Annotated in this window: 15 protein-coding genes and 1 pseudogene; 10 read left to right on the top strand and 6 right to left on the bottom strand. The window is 65.3% G+C overall.

The window, feature by feature from the left end; all coding sequences use genetic code 11:
- Nucleotides 1-98 precede the first annotated feature (98 nt).
- From def to XpopCFBP1817_RS03330, 5 genes are all read left to right on the top strand, one after another.
- The gene (gene def, locus XpopCFBP1817_RS03350) at nt 99-611 is read left to right on the top strand and encodes a peptide deformylase (protein WP_128415985.1); all 513 of its coding nucleotides are present in this window, start codon (nt 99-101) and stop codon (nt 609-611) included.
- Between the two features lie 108 nt (nt 612-719).
- Complete coding sequence (gene fmt, locus XpopCFBP1817_RS03345; RefSeq protein WP_128415984.1) at nt 720-1,643, top strand: methionyl-tRNA formyltransferase; 924 nt, start codon at nt 720-722, stop codon at nt 1,641-1,643.
- A complete protein-coding gene (rsmB, locus tag XpopCFBP1817_RS03340; RefSeq protein ID WP_128415983.1) occupies nt 1,643-2,953 on the top strand; it encodes a 16S rRNA (cytosine(967)-C(5))-methyltransferase RsmB in 1,311 nt (436 codons plus the stop codon). Before fmt ends, rsmB begins: the two co-directional genes overlap by 1 nt.
- 22 nt (nt 2,954-2,975) lie before the next feature.
- Nucleotides 2,976-4,697, top strand: a complete 1,722-nt coding sequence (locus XpopCFBP1817_RS03335; RefSeq protein ID WP_128415982.1) for an ArnT family glycosyltransferase — start codon at nt 2,976-2,978, stop codon at nt 4,695-4,697.
- A gap of 152 nt (nt 4,698-4,849) precedes the next feature.
- Nucleotides 4,850-6,121: an O-antigen ligase family protein gene (locus XpopCFBP1817_RS03330; RefSeq protein ID WP_128415981.1), complete on the top strand. Its 1,272-nt coding sequence runs from the start codon at nt 4,850-4,852 to the stop codon at nt 6,119-6,121.
- Here the strand turns inward: XpopCFBP1817_RS03330 and XpopCFBP1817_RS03325 are convergent.
- Nucleotides 6,106-6,930, bottom strand: a complete 825-nt coding sequence (locus XpopCFBP1817_RS03325) for a glycosyltransferase family 2 protein (RefSeq protein ID WP_128415980.1) — start codon at nt 6,928-6,930, stop codon at nt 6,106-6,108. The two genes, XpopCFBP1817_RS03330 and XpopCFBP1817_RS03325, sit on opposite strands and share 16 nt — an antisense overlap.
- Here XpopCFBP1817_RS03325 and XpopCFBP1817_RS03320 point away from each other — a divergent pair, their 5' ends adjacent.
- Complete coding sequence (locus XpopCFBP1817_RS03320) at nt 6,931-7,989, top strand: CDP-glycerol glycerophosphotransferase family protein (RefSeq protein WP_128415979.1); 1,059 nt, start codon at nt 6,931-6,933, stop codon at nt 7,987-7,989.
- A gap of 68 nt (nt 7,990-8,057) precedes the next feature.
- Here XpopCFBP1817_RS03320 and XpopCFBP1817_RS03315 read toward each other — a convergent pair whose 3' ends face one another.
- The 3 genes from XpopCFBP1817_RS03315 to ribA are packed head-to-tail and all read right to left on the bottom strand — an operon-like array spanning nt 8,058 to nt 11,309.
- Nucleotides 8,058-9,563 carry a PH domain-containing protein gene (locus XpopCFBP1817_RS03315; protein WP_128415978.1) on the bottom strand — a complete coding sequence of 502 codons (1,506 nt, stop codon included), beginning with the start codon at nt 9,561-9,563 and terminating at the stop codon, nt 8,058-8,060.
- Nucleotides 9,560-10,159, bottom strand: a complete 600-nt coding sequence (locus XpopCFBP1817_RS03310; RefSeq protein WP_128415977.1) for a PH domain-containing protein — start codon at nt 10,157-10,159, stop codon at nt 9,560-9,562. The genes XpopCFBP1817_RS03315 and XpopCFBP1817_RS03310 overlap by 4 nt, the downstream gene beginning before the upstream one ends.
- Before the next feature lie 16 nt (nt 10,160-10,175).
- Nucleotides 10,176-11,309: a GTP cyclohydrolase II RibA gene (gene ribA / locus XpopCFBP1817_RS03305; protein ID WP_128415976.1), complete on the bottom strand. Its 1,134-nt coding sequence runs from the start codon at nt 11,307-11,309 to the stop codon at nt 10,176-10,178.
- A gap of 244 nt (nt 11,310-11,553) precedes the next feature.
- Here ribA and XpopCFBP1817_RS03300 point away from each other — a divergent pair, with 244 nt between their 5' ends.
- The gene (locus XpopCFBP1817_RS03300) at nt 11,554-12,075 is read left to right on the top strand and encodes a GNAT family N-acetyltransferase (RefSeq protein ID WP_128415975.1); all 522 of its coding nucleotides are present in this window, start codon (nt 11,554-11,556) and stop codon (nt 12,073-12,075) included.
- A gap of 64 nt (nt 12,076-12,139) precedes the next feature.
- Here XpopCFBP1817_RS03300 and XpopCFBP1817_RS03295 read toward each other — a convergent pair whose 3' ends face one another.
- Nucleotides 12,140-13,156, bottom strand: coding sequence for a lauroyl acyltransferase (locus XpopCFBP1817_RS03295; RefSeq protein ID WP_208619531.1), 1,017 nt, complete (start codon nt 13,154-13,156; stop codon nt 12,140-12,142).
- Between XpopCFBP1817_RS03295 and dtd the strand changes: the two genes are divergently transcribed.
- From dtd to XpopCFBP1817_RS03280, 3 genes are all read left to right on the top strand, one after another.
- Nucleotides 13,155-13,595 (top strand): D-aminoacyl-tRNA deacylase, encoded by a 441-nt coding sequence (dtd, locus tag XpopCFBP1817_RS03290; protein WP_128415973.1) that lies wholly within the window; start codon nt 13,155-13,157, stop codon nt 13,593-13,595. The genes XpopCFBP1817_RS03295 and dtd overlap by 2 nt on opposite strands.
- 105 nt (nt 13,596-13,700) lie before the next feature.
- Nucleotides 13,701-15,578 (top strand): RNA polymerase sigma factor RpoD, encoded by a 1,878-nt coding sequence (gene rpoD, locus XpopCFBP1817_RS03285; RefSeq protein WP_128415972.1) that lies wholly within the window; start codon nt 13,701-13,703, stop codon nt 15,576-15,578.
- A gap of 186 nt (nt 15,579-15,764) precedes the next feature.
- Nucleotides 15,765-16,115, top strand: a complete 351-nt coding sequence (locus XpopCFBP1817_RS03280) for a DUF6566 family protein (protein WP_128416008.1) — start codon at nt 15,765-15,767, stop codon at nt 16,113-16,115.
- Nucleotides 16,116-16,157: 42 nt separating this feature from the next.
- Here the strand turns inward: XpopCFBP1817_RS03280 and XpopCFBP1817_RS03275 are convergent.
- Nucleotides 16,158-16,738: pseudogene (locus XpopCFBP1817_RS03275) on the bottom strand (IS1595 family transposase); the annotation flags it as partial.

The raw sequence follows: 16,738 nt of genomic DNA, 5'->3' as shown, positions 1-16,738 counted from the left end.
CGCACTATAGTCCAGATACCGGGGCGCCACGCAAGCAGTGCGCTAGAATGAGCGCGTCTTGCCGGCCCCGCGCCGGTGTTCCCAGCACGGGTAACCCCATGGCTTTACTTCCTATTCTCGAATTTCCCGACCCGCGGCTGCGCACCAAGGCCGTGGCGGTCGCTGCTGCCGAGGTCATCAGCCCGGCGTTTCAGCGCTTGCTCGACGACATGTTCCACACCATGTACGAGGCGCCCGGCATCGGCCTGGCTGCCAGTCAGGTGGACGTGCACAAGCGTTTCATGGTGATCGACGTCAGCGACGAGAAGAACCTCCCGCAGGTATTCATCAATCCGGAAATCGTGAGCAAACAGGGCGAGCAGCTGTATCAGGAAGGCTGCCTGTCGGTACCGGGCATCTATGCCGATGTCAGCCGCGCCGATGCGATCACGGTGCGCTATCTCGACCGCCAGGGGCGGGCGCAGGAACTGAGTGCCGAAGGCCTGCTGGCGGTGTGCATCCAGCACGAGATGGATCATCTGGACGGCAAACTGTTTGTCGATTATCTGTCGCCGCTCAAGCGCGAAATGGTGCGCAAGAAACTGGCCAAGCAACGCAAACACGTCGCCTGACGGCCGGGATTTAGGAGTCGGGATTGGGGATTGGACAAGCCGGTTCTCCTGCCGATTGTCGAACCCGTTTTTACGCATCCCCCCTCCCCATTTTCGAATCTCCGCCCCATGAAAATCATATTCGCCGGTACGCCGGATTTCGCCGTCGCCTCGTTGCGCGCTTCCGCGCAGCGGCATGAAGTGGTGGCGGTGTACACCCAGCCGGATCGGCCTGCCGGCCGCGGCCGCGGGCTGACCCCGTCGCCGGTCAAGCTGGAAGCGATCGCGCGCGGCATTCCGGTATACCAGCCGCAGACGCTGCGCTCGCCCGAGGCCCTGGCCACGCTGCGCGCGCTCGACGCCGACCTGATGGTGGTGGTGGCCTACGGCCTGATCCTGCCCAAGGCGGTGTTGGCAGCACCGACTTACGGCTGCTGGAACGTGCATGCCTCGTTGCTGCCTCGCTGGCGTGGCGCCGCGCCGATCCAGCGCGCGATCGAGGCCGGCGATACCGAAACCGGCGTGTGCCTGATGCAGATGGAAGCGGGCCTGGATACCGGCCCGGTGCTGCTGTCGCAACGTTTGGACATTGGCGAGCAGGAAACCGGCGGGCAGCTGCACGACCGCTTGGCCGCGCTGGGTGCGCAGGTGCTGTCCGATGGACTGGGTTTGCTGCGTGCCGGCGTTCGCCCGGTGGCGCAACCGCAGCCGTCCGAAGGCGTGACCTACGCACACAAGCTTGACAAGGTGCAGGCACGGCTGGATTTGACGCAGCCAGCGCAGGAACTGGCGCGGCGCGTGCGTGCGTTCAACCCGTGGCCGGTGGCCGAGGCCATGTTGGCCGGTGAGCGCGCGCGCCTGCATGGCGCAGTGGCGCTGGACCTGACGCATCAGCAGGCGCCGGGTACGTTGCTGGCCGCCAGCAAGCAGGGCATCGATATCGCCTGCGGTGAGGGTGCGCTGCGGGTGCGCGTATTGCAGCGCGAGGGCGGCAAGGCGATCACCGCCGCCGACTACCTCAACGCGCGCCGCGATCTGCCGGCGCTGACCTGATGTCGACGGAAGCCGCCACTGCCGGCGTTGCTTCGCGTCTGGCCGCAGCGCGGGTGCTGACAGCGGTGTTCGATCAGGGCCGCTCGCTCAAGGCCGAGCTGGCCGCGACCTTGCCATGCCTGAGCGATCCACGCGACCGCGCGCTGGTGGAGGCAATCTGTTTTTCGGTGCTGCGGCGGCGCCCGGCTTACGACGTGGCGCTGCGGCAGTGGCTGGAACGTCCGTTGCCGCCGCGCGATGCTGAACTCAAGGCGCTGCTGATGGCCGGTTTCGCGCAGCTCGAGGTGTTGCAGCTGCCTGCGCACGCAGCGTTGTCGGCTACCGTGGACGCGTGCCGCGCGCTCGGCCGGCCGCGTCAGGCCGGCATGGTCAACGCGATCCTACGGCGTGCGCAACGTGAGGGGTTTCCAGCGGTGTCTGCCGATGCCGGTTGGCCGTCCTGGTTGCGTAGGCAACTGCGCGCCGACTGGGGCGATCTCGCCGAAACCATCTTCGTGGCAAGCGCGCTGATGGCGCCGATGTGGCTGCGCGTGCATCGCGGGCGCACCGATCCGGCCGCGTATGTCGCGCGTCTGGCCGAACTGGGCATCGCTGCAGAAATTGATACGGTGTTGCCGGATGCGGTGCGCTTGCACAGCGCGCTGCCGGTGAGTCAGTTGCCGGGCTTTGCCGAAGGCGACGTCTCGGTGCAGGACGGCTCTGCGCAACAGGTGGCCGATGCGCTGCAGGTGGCTGCATCGGCGCGTGTGCTCGATGCCTGCGTCGCGCCCGGTGGCAAGGCAGCGCATCTGCTGGAACGTCATCCCGGCCTGCAGCTCACTGCGCTGGATGTGGATGCGCGCCGGCTGGAACGCGTGCAGCAGACCCTGCAGCGCACCGTGCCTGCCGCGCAGGTCGTGCTGCATGCGGCCGACGCTGCCGATACCGCTGCCTGGTGGGACGAGCAGCCGTTCGATGCGGTGCTGCTGGATGCGCCGTGTTCGGCCACCGGTGTGGTGCGCCGTCAACCGGACGTGCTGCTGCATCGCCGTGCCGACGACATCGATGCCCTGTGCGCATTGCAGGCACGCCTGCTCAATGCGAGTTGGCGCACGCTGCGTCCGGGCGGGCAGTTGCTCTACACCACCTGCTCCTTGCTGGCGCGCGAGAACCAGGCGCAGGTGGAGGCGTTTCTGCAGCGCACCCCCGATGCACAGGCGCAGCCTCTGGGTGCGCAGTTTGGCCATGCGGTAGGCCCCGGGCGCCAGCGTTTTCCAGGCGAACAGCACTGCGACGGTTTCTTCTACGCGCTTTTGCTAAAAACGTCCTGACTTCACGCTCCAGCCCCCAGCCATGCTCAAGACCCGTGCTTCCACCGATTTCTGGCTGCTGGCCATCACCGCTGTGCTGGTGATCGGTGCCGGCCTGGGATTGCGTGACCCCTGGCCGGCGGACGAGCCGCGTTTTGCGCTGGTCGCCAAGCAGATGGTGCTGAGCGGCGACTGGTTGTTCCCGCATCGCGGCAATGAGCTGTATTCGGACAAGCCGCCGATGTTGATGTGGTTGCAGGCGCTGTTCTACACGCTGCTCGGCAATTGGCGGGTGGCGTTCCTGCTGCCGCCGTTGCTGGCGGCCTTGGGCACGCTGGCTTGCGTGTACGACCTGGGCCGGCGGCTGTGGACCCGGCGCGTCGGCATGTATGCGGCCTGGATGCTGCTGTTCACGCTGCACTTCACCTTCCAGGCTAAGAAGGCGCAGATAGACCCTCTGGTAGTGTTCGGGATCACCCTGGCCAATTACGGGCTACTGCGCCATCTGCTGATGGGTCCAGCCTGGCGCTGGTGGACGTTGGGCTGGTTCGCAGCCGGGCTGGGCGTGATCACCAAGGGGGTCGGCGTGATTGCCCTGCTGATGCTGATCCCGGCCGGCATTGCCGCCGCGCGCGGCTGGCCGGGTGTGCGCGTGCATGTGCGCGATCGGCGCTTCTGGCTGGGCCCGCTGTTTTTTTTCGTTGCGATTCTGCTGTGGTTCGTGCCGATGATGGTGACGGCGTTGACCGCCGGCCAGCCCGAATACCGCGTCTATCTCAACGACATCCTGTTGCGCCAGACCGCCAAGCGTTACGCCAGTTCCTGGGACCACGCGCAACCGGTCTGGTACCACCTCAAGAGCATGGCCACGATGTGGCTGCCGACCATCCTGCTGCTGCCATGGGCGATCCCGGCCTGGTGGCGCCGGCTCAAGCGCCGCGACGCGCGCTATCTGCTGCCGCTGGCATGGTGGCTGCTGGTACTGGTGTTCTTCACCATCCCCAGCGGCAAGCGCGATGTCTACATCCTGCCGGCGCTGCCGATGTTCTGCCTGGCCCTGGCGCCGTTGGCGGCGGGGCTGCTGCGCCTGGCCGTGGTACAGCGCGTGTTGTTCGGATTCGTGTTGCTGCTGACGGTGATGTTCAGCGTCGGCGGTGCGGCGATGCTGATCGGGCATCCGGGCTTTGAGCAGAAGATCATGGACAGCCGCGGCGTCGGCAGCGAGGCGACCGACCCGCTCGGCTGGCTGTTGCTGGCGGTGGGGTTGTGGGGCGTGGCCAGCCTACTGTTGCTGCGGGTGCGCCGCTCCGCGCTTGCGGCCGCATCGCTGCTGGGTGCGTGGTGGGTGGCCTTCGGGCTGGTCTGCTACCCGATCTTCAACGACTCCAGCTCGTCGGGCGCGGTGATGCGCGAAGCCGGGCGCCGGATCGGCCCGCATGCGCAGCTGGGGCTAGTGGCCTGGAAAGAGCAGAACCTGCTGATGGCCGACCGCCCCGCGCAGACCTTCGGCTTCAAGCTGCCGTGGGAACAACAGCTGCAGCGCGGCGTGGCCTGGCAGGCAGAGCAGCCTGAGCAACGCTGGTTGCTGGCGCAGGAGCCGGCATTGCTGGCCTGCGTGGATCGCGGTCGCAGTCAATTGGTGGGGGTGGCCAACCGGCGTCGCTGGTGGCTGGTGCCTGCCGATGCGGTGCATGGCGACTGCGTGGCGAGTTCCAACGAACGGGCGGTGGAAGCGCAGGAGCAGGGCAATCTGGAGACCGAATGAGGGCGGCGAGCGTACCTCCCTGCCGCGATTTGCGCCGCGTCAATGCCACTGTCGGCCGCTGTCTAGGGGGTATTCATGCGGGGCATCGTTAGCTTGGCCGGCATCGCCGATGCGTGTTGCCCGCTTTGCCTCCCTTTCGCTACCGATGCTCGATGACTTCCTTGCCCACCCACTCCGCTTCGCTGTCGCAGTCTGCCCCCATCGCATCGCGGGCAGGCGTGCGCATCGCCGAACTGGGTGTGTTCCTGATGACCGCGCTGGTGGTCGGCATGCCGAGCGGCTTGCTGCCGTTCGGCGTGTGCCTGCTGCTTGGCTCGCTGGTGGGCTGGCGCAGCCTGCGGGCGGGCATTGTCGCGCGCGACCGATCGCTGCGCGTGCTGGGCTGGCTGACGGTGGCGGTGATCGCGATGTCGCTGCTGTCTATCGCCTTGTTCGAGCATGGGCTGCGCGACGTCGATAACCGTTCGCGCTTTCTGGTGTTGCCGTGGGCCGCGTTGTGGGCGTATGCGCTGCAGCCGCGCCAGGTCTGGTTGTGGCGCGGCGCACTGGCCGGCGTGTTCGCGGCCATGTTGATCGCCCTGCTGCAGGTGATGAACGGGGCCGACCGCGCGGAAGGCTTTACCAACGCGATTGTGTTTGCCGATATCGCGCTGATGCTGCTGGTGGTGGCGGTGTTCTGTCGCCCGGTCGGCAATGTGCGCTGGCTGGTGGGCGCGGTCATCGCTGCGGTGGTGGTGATCGTGCTCAGTGGCAGCCGCGGTGTGTGGCTGTCGTTGCTGGTGACGCTCGGCGTGCTGATCTGGGGCGCGGCCTGGCATAGCCCGCGCATGCGTTTTTTGGCCTTTATCGGCAGTGCCGTGCTGGCGGTGGGTGTGATCATCAGCGTGCCGGCCTTGACCGATCAGATGCGTCTTGGCGAATTGCAGAGAGATCTGCAGCGCTACGAAGTCGGAGACAGCGACTCGTCTGCGGGTGCCCGTATCGAGCGGCTGCATGTGGCCTGGGACACCTTGCGCGCGCATCCGCTCACCGGCGTGGGTGTCGGGCGTTTCGACGATGCGATGCGCGAGCTGCCGGTGTGTGCCGGCGATATCTGGTTGCTGCGCTGTCATCTGGGTCACGCGCACAACGACCTGGCCGAATGGGGCGCCACGCAGGGCGTTCCCGGGCTGTTGCTGTTGTTTGCGGTGTATGGCGTGCCGCTGTGGATCTTCGTGCGGCTGCATCGGCGCAGCGGGCAGTGCCAGTTCCGTGGGCCGGCAGCGGCCGGCGTGATGATCGTGATCAGTTACGCGCTGTGTGGGCTGACCCAATCGATGTTCGCGCATCAGGTCTCGGCGAGTTTCTACACGGCGACGGTTGGTGTGCTGGTTGGCCTGGCAGCGCGCCAGGCGCAGCAGCCTGCAGCTCAGTCGCTGCGTTGATCGTTCTCGCGTGGCGGGTCTTGCACCGGTTGGTTGTGCTGTAGCAGCCACAACATGATGGTCTTCTGGCGCACGTAGTTGGCACGCACATAGGCGTAGATCAGCCCGTGCCAGCCATCGCGAAAACCGCCACGGAACAGATAGCCGCGCCAGAAACGCCAGGCCGGCGCCAGCACCAGCTTGCTCCAGGTCGCGCGTTTGCCGCGCGCGTACTCGTGTTCGGCCATCATCTGCGCATAGCGCTGGGTCTTGGCCAGTTGCTGCGCCAGTGAGCGGTACGGGTAATGGATCAGATTGCCGGGCAAGGTGACGACCGCTCCATCCACGCTGGCCGCTTCGTGGATCTCGCGCTTGCCGCGCCAGCCGCCACGCCGGCGATCGAACAGGCGCAACACACGATCAGGATAGGCATTGCCATGGCGCAGAAACCGGCCGAAGTAATCCGATAACCGTGCGAAGCGATAGCCGGCCGCATCGGTGAAGCCCGCATCGCGCGCCGCGATGATCGCCGCGCGCAAGACATCGCTGACGCGTTCGTCGGCATCCAGACACATTACCCAGTCGTAACTGGACTGTTCGACGCAAAACGCTTTCTGGCTGCGATAACCGTCGAAATCGCGCTGCAGCACGCGTGCGCCGTGTGCAGCGGCCAGCGCCACGGTGGCATCGGTGGAGCCGGAGTCCACCACTACGATCTCGTCGCAGAACGCCAGCGAACTCAGACAGTCGCGTAGGCGATCGGCCTCGTTGAACGCGATAATGCACCCGCAAATGCCAGGCCGTTCGTCGGGTGCGGTTGAAGAGGACATGTGATGGGTCAATACCTGCTGTTCGCAACGGAGCGTTACGCGCTGCCTATTCTGGCGCCATTGGCGCAGGCATTACAGACCCGCGCGCACTCCGTGTCGGCCTGGCTCGAGGGCGGCGCGCGTGGGCTTGCCTTGCCAGGTGTGCGCGAGGTCGGCCTGCGCGAAGCGCTGGCGTTGCGTCCGCGTGCGGTGTTCAGCGCGGCCAACTGGGTGCCGCCGTTTATCTCCGGCGCCAAGGTGCAGCTCTTCCATGGCTTCAATGTGCAAAAGCGCGAAGACAATCGCGGCCATTTCCGCGTGCGCGGTTTGTTCGATCTGTACTGCACACAAGGCACGGCCACCACCGCACCGTTCCGTGCGTTGGCGCAGAGCGAAGGGCATTTTGCGGTGGTCGAAACCGGCTGGCCGAAGCTCGACCCGGTGTTCCGCGACGATGGCGGACGCAGTGCTGCATTGCGCGCGCCCGCCAACGACCGGCCGGTGATCCTGTTCGGCTCCACATTTACCGAACGCTTGAGCGCGGCACCTGCGCTCTACGATGAAATCGCTGCTGACATCGCGCGTGGTGCGCATTACTGGCTGCTGACCTTGCATCCGAAATGCGCGCCGGAACTGTTCGATCGCTATCGCGCGCTGGCCGGGCCGCATGCACGCTTTGTCGAACCCGAAGAAGTCATGGCTGCGCAGCGTGCGGCCGATGTGCTGGTGTCGGATACGTCATCGATCGTCTCCGAGTTTGTGGTGCAACACAAACCGGTGGTGACCTTTCGCACCCGCGTGCCGCAGCCGCATATGCTCGACTTTCAGCAGTCTGACCAGTTGCCGCAACAACTGGCATGCGCGCTGGCACCGGATGCGTCGCTGCGCAGCGCGCTTGCAAGTTATGCCGACGCGATCCATCCCTATCGCGATGGGCAATCGTCGGAGCGGGTGATTGCCGCGACCGAGGACTTCATCGCCGGCAAGCTCGGCGCGCTAAGACGCAAGCCGTTGGGTGCGCTATGGCGCGGGCTGCAGATTCGGCGCGAACTCGGGTATTGGGGTCCGGCGCAACGCTGATTGCTGGTGGTGCGCGATGCCAATGCCGATCAGCGACGCTGATCCAATCACCAATCACCAATCACCAATCACCAGCGCAACTTGCGCCGCGCCAACGCTGCCCCCAATTGCGCCTGCAACGCCTGCGCCTGTGCCAGCGGCACAAAACGCAGGCGTAACGCGGGGCCGGTTGCGCCGGCGCCGGCGGTGTCCAGCCAGAGCGTGGCGGTGCCGGACAATAGATCCAGTGGCGAGCGTTGCAGTTGCAGCGCCTGCAGTTTGTCCAGCTCGGCCAGCCGCCACCAGCGCTTCCACCAGCCACCGCGCACAGCTACATAGCGCGCATCCAGCGTATAGCCCATGCGCTGCACCTGGCGATACGCCTTGAACGCACTCCATGGCAACCAAAGCAGTAGCCACGCCGCCTGATTGCCGAATTGCCAGGCCAGTCCGGCCATCAGCGGCAGCAGCAACAGCAGCGTGGGCAGACTCAGCCGCCACCAGCAATGGGTGGCGATCGACTGCCACTGTGCAGGCGGCCAGGCAGCGCCGGGCAGTAGGCGCTGCAACAAGGCGTCGCAGCGCTGCGGGTCGGCGATCGGCGCGAGTTCCTTCAACGCGCTGCCTTCGTTATCGCCAGTGCCGGCCACGGCAGTCTCCACGCGCAATTGGCGCCGGCCGAACAGACGATGCAGGCGGCTTTCGTACAGCGTCCACGACTGGATGCGCCGCAACGCCACGCTGCTGCGGATGCGCGTCAGCAGCCCGCGCTCCACGGTGAGACGGCGCTCGGATTCGCTCAGATGGAAGCCGTGGTATTGCGCCATCGCCAAGCCCACCGACAGTGCGCGCATTGCGAGTAACACCGCTAAAAAGCCGATCAGCACCAACGCGGCAGTGACCGCTGTGTCCGGATGGATCTGGCTGACATAGCGATACGCCAGCTCCCCGTTGTGTTCGACGAAGTTGGACATCGTGCGGCGCGGAATCATCTGGTAGATCACACCAAAGCTGGCGGCCACCACCACCATGCCGCGGTTGGAAATCAGCCCCAGCCGGATCACTTCGCCCATCGGCAAGCGCAATAGCGTGTTGGCGTCGTTGTCGACCTGCGGCGCGCTGGCATCGGTGTGCTGCGCGCGGCGACGGATCAGATCTTCCAGCGCCAGTGCCTGATCCAGCCGCAGCACACGCATCTCTGCCTCCGGCTTGTGGCCGCCGGCCGACTCCAGCCGCACTTCGGCCACGCCGGCCAGCCGATGCAGCAGCGATTGATGCACCACCAAGTTGTGGATACGCGCGAACGGAATATCGCGCCGGCTGCGTTCCAGCAGGCCGCTGCGGATCGCCACACCATCGGTGCCGATGCGGTAGCGATAGGTCAAATAGCGCAGCACCGAGATCGCCACCAGCACTGCCATCACCACACCGGTGGCGATGTGGTCGGCGACATCGCGGCTGCCGTCGCGGCTGCCGAACAAAACGAGCGCGGCGAGCGGAATCAGAAACTGGCGGATCTGCTGCAGCAGCACGAACATCCACGACAGCGGATGCAGGCGCTGCTCGGCGTCTCCGGGATGTTCGATGGCACTCACAGTGCGTCGTCGTCGTGATCGAGCTGGCGCGCGAGGCGGTCGCGCAGACGCTCGGCATCGTCTTGATCCAGGCCGGACAGCGCCACTGCATTGAGCCGGCTGCCGGCGGTGTGCACCACCAGCGTGGTCAGCCGCGTGGCGCGCTCGATCGGGCCGCGGCGCAAATCCACGTGCTGCACGCGCGAGATCGGAATCCGCGTATCGCGCTGCCACAGGTGGCCGCGTTGCAGCGCCAGGCCGTGGTGATCGAGCTTCCAGTGGGTGAGCCGATGGCGTTTGACTGCGAACCAGGTACCCAGCGCGGCCGCGATCAGGGTCACGCCCAGCACAACCGGCCAGTAATGCCAGACGTCCAGCACCGTCGCCGTTAGGCCGGTCGCGATCAGGCCCGCGCATCCGCCGCCCAAGGCGCCGTTCACCCCGGCCACATACGCGCCCCGCTGCGGTAGCGGTTGCCATTGCGCGTGATCCACGGCCGGAATCTCTTCCGGAGCAGGCTGGACAATGACATCGGGGTGCGGCGGTGGAGCGTCGTGCACAAGACTGGCCTGCCGAAGCGGTGCGCAAGCATAGCCGGGCGCTGAGGGCGGGCGCATCCGGTGCAGGCTGTGCTTACTGAGCGGCCAGAATCAGCGCATCCACATCCAGCGCGTGGCCGGCACGGGCGGCCTTGGTGCGCAGGTAGTGCTCGTTTTCGGGGGTGATGTCGCCGGTGACCGGGATACGGTCTTCGACGCTGATGCCGGCCGCACGCAGGCGCTCGGCCTTGGCGGGGTTGTTGGTCAACAGCCGGATCCTGCCGATGCCCAGGCCGCGCAGCATTGCCACCGCGCTGCCGTAGCGACGCTCGTCCGGGCCGAAGCCCAGCTGCGCGTCGGCATCGATGGTGTCCAGACCCGCGTGCTGGTAGCCGTAAGCGCGCATCTTGGCAGCGATGCCGGTGCCGCGGCCTTCCTGGTCCAGATACAGCAGCACGCCGCCGCCGAGATCTTTCAGCTTGGCCAGGCCGTGCCGCAGCTGATCGCCGCAATCGCATTTGAGCGAGCCGAACAGATCGCCGGTCAGGCAAGAGGAATGGACGCGTACCGGCACCGCGGCCGAGAGGTCAGGCTGGCCGACCACGATCGCCACCTGGTCGCGCTGCGCCACCCCGCCTCGGAACACCACGAATTCGCTCATGCCCAGCCCGCGCAACGGCACCGGCGTACGCGTGACCAGCTCGTAGCCGGCTGCTGCGGATTTGGCGCAGCCGGTGCCCAGGTCGTCCAACGCCAGCGACTGGCAGCCGGCGAAGGCGGCATGCTCGTCTGCGTCGCGCAGGTCTACCGCCAGCATTGCCGGCAGCAGCAGTCCCAGCCGCGCGATCTCCACCGCGCCTGCGTCCAGCGCATCGCCCGGGGTCCACTGCGCTGGCACTGGCGTGTCGTGCAAGTACGCCAACGCTGCGAGCTGGTCGTAGTTGTGTTCGACCAGCGCCACGCGCGCGCCCTGCGGCGCGCTCAGGCCCAGCACCTGGGCCCGGGTAGGCGTTACGAACAGATAGTGGCGCCCCTGGGCCGCACGTGCGAAAGCCGCATACGTCTGCGCCGTGCTGCTGTCCAACGCCAGCACCGCGCGCCCCTGCCCGCTCGCCGCAGTGAGCAGCACCGGGCGGCCGGACCGCAGTTCGGAGGCGGCGCGCTCACAGCGAATCGCCTCCGGATCACCGAAGGCGTGTGCGCGGGGGGAGGGAACGGCGCTGCTCATGTACGACTCCAGATGGGGATTGCCACGGCTGCTTCAAGGTGGACGCCGCCGAGCCTACTGCTGGTCGCGTGGCGCCATTGTCGCGTGGTTCGCAACGCCCGGTCGCCACGGCGCGGTGGAACGCTGCATCCAGCGGCTGCAGACTGGGTGGCGCGGCAGGCGCAGATTGGTTGCATGCCGGTCGCGTTGTTCATCGCCCGGCAATGCCTTTTAATTCGACGACCTCCCGCTTTCATCGGATTCCATGCCTACCATCGACTGCAGCGAAGCCCGCCACGCTAGTGCCATCCTGGACATCTTCAACGATGCCATCGCCCATTCGACGGCGCTGTACGACTACAAGCCGCGGCCGCCGGAAAGCATGGTGGGCTGGTTTGCGACCAAGCGCGCGGGCGGCTTTCCGGTGATCGGAGTGGAAGACGCCGATGGCACGTTGATGGGGTTTGCCAGCTACGGCACCTTCCGCGCCTGGCCGGCGTTCAAGTACAGCGTGGAGCATTCGATCTACGTGCATCGCGACCATCGCGGCAAAGGGCTAGGGCGCACGCTGCTGAAGGCCTTGATCGCGGCGGCGCAGGAGCGCGGTCTGCACGTGCTGGTCGGCGGCATCGATGTCAGCAACCAGGCCAGCATCGCCTTGCACGAACAATTCGGCTTCACCCACGCCGGCACAGTGCGCGAGGCCGGCTTCAAGTTCGGGCGTTGGCTGGACCTGGCCTTTTATCAGCGCATTCTGGCCACGCCGACCGATCCGCACGACGATTGAGCGGTCGGTGGTCGCTAACGACGCGGTGCTTTGCGCAACCTGATCTGCCTTGAGCTAGCCGGCATCAATGCGGATGCCGCTCCGTCGCATACGGATTGGCCTCGCTGCTGCCCGGCGGGCGCAGCGTGTAGCGCTTGTAGGTCCACTGGTATTGCGCCGGGTCGCGCCGGGCGATCTGTTCGATGCCCGCGTTGAGCGCGCTGGCGGCACGCACCGGGTCGGCAGCGGCGACCGCCGGGTCGGACGGCTGCACATGCAACGCAAACTGCAGGTCGCCACCGGCGCGTTCGCACCAGCCGTACAGCACGATCGCCCCGGTACGTTCGGCAAGCCGGTTGACCAGGGTCATGGTCAAGGCCGGGACGCCGAAAAACGGCGCAAACACGCCATCGCCCATCTTCGGCTGCTGATCGGGCAGGATGCCGACTGCGCCGCCGTCCTTGAGTACCTTGAACAACTGCCGCACCGCCGGGCCTTCGGCACGCACCTGGCGCACGTTATCGCCGCCGCGGGCCAGCTGCAGAAACCCGTCCACCGTGTCCGACTCCGGTGGGCGATACACGATCGTAATGGGCCCACGTTCGGACAGCCACTGGTTGAGCAGCTCCCAGTTGCCGAAGTGCGGCGCGGCCACGATGACCCCGCGCCCGGAGACCAGTGCTGCGTCGTAGAGCTCCTGACCATTGCGTTGCAGCCGCGCCAGGTTCTCGGTCGGCGGGCGTGTCCAGGTGCGCAACACTTCCAGCGTCTGCCGCGCGGTCGAACGCAGCACCTGCGCATGCAGCTGCGCGCGCTGGCCGGCATCCAATTCCGGATACGCCAACTCCAGGTTGCGACGTGCCACGCGGGCCTCGCGCGCATTGAGCTTGCGCCAGCTCCAGGCCAAGGCATCGGCCACGCGTTTGAGCAGCGGCCACGGCAGACGACCCACGGTGGTGGCGGCGGCGTAGAGCAGGCGAGCGCGAACATCAGGTTTCATTGGCGTCATTCTAAACAGCGCGACCGCCCAAGGCCCGCGCGTGACAGTGCGGGCAGCGCTGGGCATGCTGCGCGACACAGTTTGATGCCTGAGAATGCCCATGCTTGCACTGATCCAACGCGTCACCCGCGCCTCGGTCACCGTGGATGCGCAGAGCGTCGGGCAGATCGGTCCCGGGCTGCTGGCCTTAGTCGGCGTCGAACCCGGCGACAGCGATGCGCATACCCGGCGGCTGGCCGAGCGCCTGCTAGGCTACCGCGTGTTTGCGGACGCCGCCGGCAAGATGAACCGTTCGCTTAACGACACCGCAGGCGGGCTGCTGCTGGTCAGCCAGTTCACCCTGGTGGCCGACACAAGCTCCGGCACTCGCCCCGGCTTTAGCACGGCCGCGCCGCCGCCGGAGGCTGAACGGGCGTTCAATCAATTGGTGGCGATCTGCCGCGAAAAACATCGCGGCGTGGTGGAAACCGGGCGCTTTGGTGCCCATATGATTGTCGACCTGGTCAACGATGGCCCGGTGACCTTCCTTCTCAGGCCCTAGCTAGCGCGACATCAGCGGTCTCGTCTTGAATCCGGCAGACGGTGCTTCACGCTGGTATAATTCTAGGTTCTATTTCCAATCTCAAAGCCGGTGGCGCGAGTATTCATGGCCAACGAACGTCCTGCCCAGCAATCCGACATCAAGCTACTGATCAGCAAGGGCCTGGAACAAGGCTATCTGACCTACGCCGAAGTCAATGACCACCTGCCCGACGACCTGGTCGACCTGGAGCAGATCGAAGACATCATCAGCATGATCAACGGCATGGGCATTGATGTCCATGAAGTTGCGCCCGATGCTGAAACCCTGTTGCTCAACGATGGCAACACCGGCAACCGCGAGGTTGACGACACCGCAGCCGAAGAAGCTGCCGCCGCGCTGACCGCGCTCGACACCGAAGGTGGGCGTACCACCGACCCGGTGCGCATGTACATGCGCGAAATGGGCACGGTCGAGCTGCTCACCCGCGAAGGCGAAATCGCCATCGCCAAGCGCATCGAAGAAGGCCTGAGTCAGGTCCAGGCAGCACTGGGCGTGTTCCCGCTGTCGACCGAAATGCTGCTCGCCGATTACCAAGCGCATAAAGAAGGCAAGAAGCGTCTGGCCGAGATCGTGGTCGGCTTCAACGACCTGATCGAAGAAGCCGACGCCGCCGCTGCGGCGCTGGCGGCCGCTGGCCCGGTTGCCGTCTCCGAAGACGAAGCGGCGGACAACGACGACGCGGAAGACGGCGATGACGACGCTACCGAAGAAGAGGCCGGCCCGACCGGTCCGGACCCGGTCGAAGTCGCCACGCGCATGGAGAACCTGGCCAACGAATACGCCACGTTCAAGAAGATCTATGCCAAGAACGGCGCCGCGCACAAGCTGGTAGTCAAGGCGCGCGAAGACATGGCCGCCATCTTTACCACGCTCAAGCTGCCGCTGCCGCTGACCGACGCACTGGTCACCCAGCTGCGCGGCGTGGTCAACGGCATCAAAGACCACGAGCGCAAGGTGCTGCACCTGGCCACCACCGTGGCACGCATGCCGCGCAAGGATTTCATCCGGTCCTGGGAATGCAATCAGACCAACCTGGAATGGGTGGAAGACGCACTCAAGCGCAAGCAGAAGTGGTCGTCGGCGCTGCGCGATGTCAAGGATCAGATCGTTTCCGAGCAGCAGGGTTCGATCGACATAGAGAAGATTAACTACCTGACCCTTGCCGAGATCAAGGACATCAGCCGTGCGATGGCCTATGGCGAAGCCAAGGCACGCAAGGCCAAGAAGGAAATGGTCGAAGCCAACCTGCGTCTGGTCATCTCCATCGCCAAGAAATACACCAACCGCGGCCTGCAGTTCCTCGACCTGATCCAGGAAGGCAACATCGGCCTGATGAAGGCCGTGGACAAGTTCGAGTACCGTCGCGGTTACAAGTTCTCGACGTACGCAACGTGGTGGATCCGTCAGGCCATCACCCGTTCGATCGCCGATCAGGCGCGCACCATCCGTATTCCGGTGCACATGATCGAAACGATCAACAAGTTGAACCGCATTTCCCGTCAGATGCTCCAGCAGTTCGGCCGCGAGGCCACGCCGGAGGAGCTGGCCAAGGAAATGGAAATGCCCGAGGACAAGATCCGCAAGGTGATGAAAATCGCCAAGGAGCCGATTTCGATGGAAACCCCGATCGGCGACGACGAGGATTCGCATCTGGGCGACTTCATCGAGGACACCAATGTGGAGTCCCCGATCGACAACACCACCAACATCAATCTCTCCGAGACGGTGCGTGATGTGTTGGCAGGTCTGACCCCGCGCGAAGCCAAGGTGCTGCGGATGCGCTTCGGTATCGACATGAATACCGATCACACGCTGGAAGAAGTCGGCAAGCAGTTCGACGTCACCCGCGAGCGGATTCGTCAGATAGAGGCCAAGGCGTTGCGCAAGCTGCGTCACCCGAGCCGTTCGGAACAGCTGCGCTCGTTCCTTGATATCGACTGATATCAAGATCGTTTCAGCGCAGTGATCACAGCAGCCCCGCACTTGCGGGGCTGTTGCGTGATGGGGCACGCAGTTGGCGATGCGTGCTTAGCCAACGCTGTGTTGTGCGGCCACTTGTCGGTGTCTGAGGCGCTACGACATTCACGCATCGGCGACGAAACCGCACGGCGCCGCAACATTAAGCCGATGTTTCTCCAACGCTCACGCGATGTTCTAACCGTGCCCTTTAGGGTGGTGCACGAACGGATACGAGACCGCATTATGAGCAGGCAAAGCCGCTTTGAAACCACCACGTACCGCGATCATGAGATTCGCGTACGCGTCGAGCAGGCTGCCCCGGATACCAACTGGACGCTGTGGGTCGATGTGTATGCACTCGGTGGCCAGCGCCAGCCACGCATCGACGACCAGGGGCCTAGTTGGGAAACGTACCAGGACGCCATTGCGCATGGGTTTAAGGCGGGTCGCAAGTTGATCGATGCGCAGCTTGAGATGGCAGACGCGTGCGTTCGAGATCAGGCTAGAGTGGTTGCGTAAAATAGTGGTTGCGTAAAATGTTGACCTGATTAGCCCTGACTCTCAGCCATAAAAATTGCTCGCTGCACGCAAAACCGGCTCTGGACATGGTGTGGATTGCATCATGGCCGTGGCCAGTCGTGGCAGCATGTCGCGCAAGCGGAATCGACGATTAAGACGATAGGCCGCTTCGGCCAGATAACGCCTTGCGTATTTGCCTTGCGCGATGGCGTGATACACGCCACTGATGGCGCGCTTGAGGTTGCCCAGTACCACGTTGACCCAACGTGCACCGGCCGCTTCGGTCGCGGCACGACCACCGCCGGTGTCCAGCGTGGTGTGCGCGTGGCCGGCTTCTTCCAGGCGACGGAAGCAGGTCAACCCATCGGTGTAGACCTCGCACCCGGGCGCCAAGCGACGGGCAATCCAATCCTGCAGCGAGGTATTGTCGAAGCTGCGCACCGGCGCGATCACCACAAAACGCGGCGCGGTAAAGGTGTCATTGGTCTGCACCGCCATCAGGACGCCTGTTTGTTCTCCGATCCGCGACCGGCCTTGCCACCGTTGCGCTCACCGCCCAGGTAGGCATCGTCGATCTGCACGAAACCCACCAGTTTCCGCGTGGCTTCGCGCTCGGTCATGAC

This window comes from Xanthomonas populi (assembly GCF_002940065.1).
In the GTDB taxonomy this organism is placed as follows: domain Bacteria; phylum Pseudomonadota; class Gammaproteobacteria; order Xanthomonadales; family Xanthomonadaceae; genus Xanthomonas; species Xanthomonas populi.
The sequence above is the reverse complement of the archived record's forward strand: the minus strand, read 5'-3'. Positions and strand labels throughout refer to the sequence as shown.